Raw genomic sequence first — 3,623 nt, 5'->3', positions numbered from 1 at the left:
ACTGACAACTGTACGGGCGAAGCATTTGGAGAACTATTTTTGGCAATGACCGATAATTTATCTTCCAAATGCTAACAACTGTACGGGCGAAGCATTTGGAGAACTATTTTTGGCAATGACCGATAATTTATCTTCCAAATGCTTCGCCCCTACTAACAACTGACAACTGACAATTCGTACATAGTTGTAAGATAGGAAAGATCAAGTAAGCTCTAAACATAGTTGCAGTTAGACGGTGAAATGATGGAAGTTCAAGAAATCAAAAAATTCCCTAAGCCCAGGAAACCAGACAGCGAATCCCAAAATTTTCAGCACGTCAAGATCCTTGACTGCAACGAACCAGTATGCAGGGTAATTTGTGAATGTTGGCACTGCAAACAAGGGATATTATGTGAGGTAGATGTATCTTCTTCACAGTATTTAGAGGTGGAATGCCCAAGTTGTGGGAAAACTGCCGTGAGACTGATGGCAGAAAAGGTGATTTCCACTACACCTATCCCTTCACCCTGGCAAGGATGAGTGAATTTTAGATTTTGGATTTTGGATTTTGGATTTTGGATGATACTCGTAACGGACGAGATTTGAACTTTTACAAGATTACCAAAAACCCAGATATGTAGGGGTTTAGCACTGCTAAACCCCTATGTTTTACCATAAGCGATCGCCATCACCCAAAAAATGTTAAATTAATCATTCTGTCTTTAAATTAATGTCAATGACTCGCTTTATACATGATCAATTTGCTAAACAATATCTAACAGAATTATTAACGCCTTATGGAGAAGTAGAAACCAGCAAAGATATTACCGCAGAAGTCAGACAAATAGACGTATTATTTATTCCTTCACCCCAACCAACACAAAGTCTACAAACACTAGGAATACTGGGGAAAATGGTGACAAATTATGCCATATTTGAACCATTCCGTAATGCCGTCAGCAAAAGTGAAACTCGCAGTTGTATAGGTAAATTGTTTGACATTCATGCAGACCTAGAACGGCAAGCAAAACGTAATAATACGCGAATAAATGAAGCAGAATTAGCTCAATTATGGATTTTTACACCTACAGTATCATCAGAAATCCTAGAGATTTTTCATGGGACTCTGGATGAAACAAACTGGGGAAAAGGTATTTATTTCTTGCCAAAAGGATTTAAAACCGTAGTTGTGGCGATTCATCAACTACCGAGTACACCCGAAACACTGTTTTTGAGGGTTTTAGGCAAAGGGAAAGTCCAAAGACAAGCAGTAGAAGAATTAGAAGCACTAGCCAATAATAGTCCGTTCCTTTCGGATATCATACAATTAGTACATAACCTAATTGCTGTGTTATCGGCTCGTCAGCGTCAAGAACAAGATATTGATAAAGATGATCAGGAGTTAATTATGAAATTGTCTGAAATGTATCAACAACAATTAGAAGAACTGAAAAAACAAGGACTTCAAGAAGGACGACAAGAAGGACGACAAGAAGGACGACAAGAAGGTATAGAAAGAGAACGACGCGCTATGATTGAAAGTATATTGCAAGTACGTTTTGGTGCAGTTGATTCACAGTTAGCAACAATTATCAACCCTCTAATTGCAATGTCCAGAGAAGAATTCACGCCTTTGCTTCTACAATTGTCTCGTGAGGAATTATTAGCTAGATTTGAGTGAATCTTACAAAAAAAGGGAACAGGGAACAGGGAACAGGGAACAGGGAACAGGGAACAGGGAACAAGGATAAGATTCATTATTCAAAATTTTTGTCTGAAATCAGAGAACATAGACTTAGCAAGCTGAAAAATATTTATTTAATGAACCAAGAAAATAATCAAGAAAAAAGTAATTTTGTCGTGAAAAAGGGGTAATTGTTTTGCAACCCCTGGACTTTACCGCTTTAACCGCCGCTTGTAGCGAAATCCGCGCTAATTGGTTGCCTGCACGCATAGAACAGGTATATCAGCGCGATCGCTTTACCATTGCCATTGCCTTACGCACCTTAAATCAACGGGGTTGGCTGGATATTTCCTGGCATCCCCAAGCCGCCCATATTTGTATTAGTGAACCACCACCACGCGCCCCAGATACTTTTACTTTTAGTCAACAGTTAAAACACCAATTGGGTGGGTTGGCCTTAGTAGGAATTGAAGCGATTTCCCCTTGGGAACGGGTAATTGATTTACAATTTGCCCGTCGTCCTGAAGAAACAGCCCTGTATCACCTTTATGCGGAAGTGATGGGCAAATATAGTAATGTGATTTTAACTGATGCTAGTAATGAAATTATCACTGCTGCCCATCAAGTTAGTCACCAACAATCTAGTGTTCGTCCGATTCAAACTGGACAAAATTACGAAACACCACCGAAACTGACGGGAAAAGTCCCTAATTTAAGCGAATCTCTAGAACGTTGGCAAGAACGGGTAAGTTTAGTCCCAGGGGGGATTAAACGCCAGTTACTCAAAAGTTATAGTGGTTTAAGTTCGGCTTTGCTAGACACGATGCTGTTAGCGGCAAATATCATCCCAGATACGAATACTGATGAACTTACTCCCCAAGATTGGCAAAATTTATTTCAACGTTGGCAAGAATGGTTACAAGCTTTAGATTTAGGTAAATTCCAACCTGCTTGGACAGAAAATGGATATACGGTGATGGGTTGGGGTGGAGTTGCACCCACAAAGAATATCCAAGAATTGCTTTACCGTTATTATTCTGATCAACTGAATGAACAGTTATTTGGACAACTGCGTCATCAGTTAAGTCAGAAATTATTGAATATTTTGGGTAAATTACGCACCAAAGCGAAAACTTTTAGCGATCGCCTGCAACAATCAGATCAAGCTGAAGAATATCGTCAAAAAGCTGACTTATTAATGGCTAACCTGCACCATTGGCAACCAGGGATGCAGGAAATAATTCTACCAGATTTTGAAACCGAACAGCCAATTGCGATCGCTCTTTTGCCCGATAAAAACGCCGTCCAAAATGCCCAAAAGCTTTATAAACAGCACCAAAAACTCAAACGCGCCCGTGCGGCTGTTGAACCGCTACTATTTGCAGTTCAAGCAGAAATTGACTATCTCGAACAAGTAGAAGCCGCAATTTCGCAAATAGACAAATACCAAAATCCAGAAGATCTACAAGCCTTAGAAGAAATCCGTGATGAACTCATTGGGCAAAAATATCTAGAAAACTTAGAATATCGCAGCCGTAGCAGCAACGACACTCCCGGCACTAATTTTCATCGTTACCGCAGTCCGAGTGGCTTTGAAGTCCTCATTGGTCGTAATAACATCCAAAATGATCAACTAACATTCCGTGTCGCTGGAGACTATGATTTGTGGTTTCACGCCCAAGAAATTCCGGGGAGTCATGTTCTCCTGCGTCTAGAACCGGGTACAGTGGCGGAAGAAGCTGATTTACAATTTACAGCCAATCTAGCAGGTTATTTCAGTCGCGCCCGTCAAAGTGACCAAGTACCAGTAGTTTACACCCAACTCAAGCACGTCTACAAACCCAAAGGCGCGAAACCAGGACTTGTGGTTTATAAACAAGAAACGATTATTTGGGGGAAACCGCAATTGGTTATTGGTCATTAGTCATTGGTCATTGGTCATTGGTCATTGGTCATTAGT

General features: G+C 40.4%; 4 protein-coding genes. All 4 read left to right on the top strand.

Features of this window, described 5'->3' with window-relative positions; translation table 11 throughout:
• Positions 1-243 precede the first annotated feature (243 nt).
• Complete coding sequence (locus PN450_RS02160) at positions 244-519, top strand: hypothetical protein (protein WP_096671296.1); 276 nt, start codon at positions 244-246, stop codon at positions 517-519.
• A gap of 196 nt (positions 520-715) precedes the next feature.
• Positions 716-1,660 carry an RpnC/YadD family protein gene (locus tag PN450_RS02155; RefSeq protein ID WP_271835283.1) on the top strand — a complete coding sequence of 315 codons (945 nt, stop codon included), beginning with the start codon at positions 716-718 and terminating at the stop codon, positions 1,658-1,660.
• Positions 1,657-1,854 (top strand): hypothetical protein, encoded by a 198-nt coding sequence (locus PN450_RS02150; RefSeq protein ID WP_271835282.1) that lies wholly within the window; start codon positions 1,657-1,659, stop codon positions 1,852-1,854. The genes PN450_RS02155 and PN450_RS02150 overlap by 4 nt, the downstream gene beginning before the upstream one ends.
• A 5-nt stretch (positions 1,855-1,859) precedes the next feature.
• Positions 1,860-3,587, top strand: a complete 1,728-nt coding sequence (locus PN450_RS02145; protein WP_271835281.1) for an Rqc2 family fibronectin-binding protein — start codon at positions 1,860-1,862, stop codon at positions 3,585-3,587.
• Positions 3,588-3,623 lie beyond the last annotated feature (36 nt).

Origin of the sequence: Dolichospermum lemmermannii CS-548 (assembly GCF_028330815.1) — a bacterium.
In the GTDB taxonomy this organism is placed as follows: Bacteria; Cyanobacteriota; Cyanobacteriia; order Cyanobacteriales; family Nostocaceae; genus Dolichospermum; species Dolichospermum lemmermannii.
The sequence above is the reverse complement of the archived record's forward strand: the minus strand, read 5'-3'. Positions and strand labels throughout refer to the sequence as shown.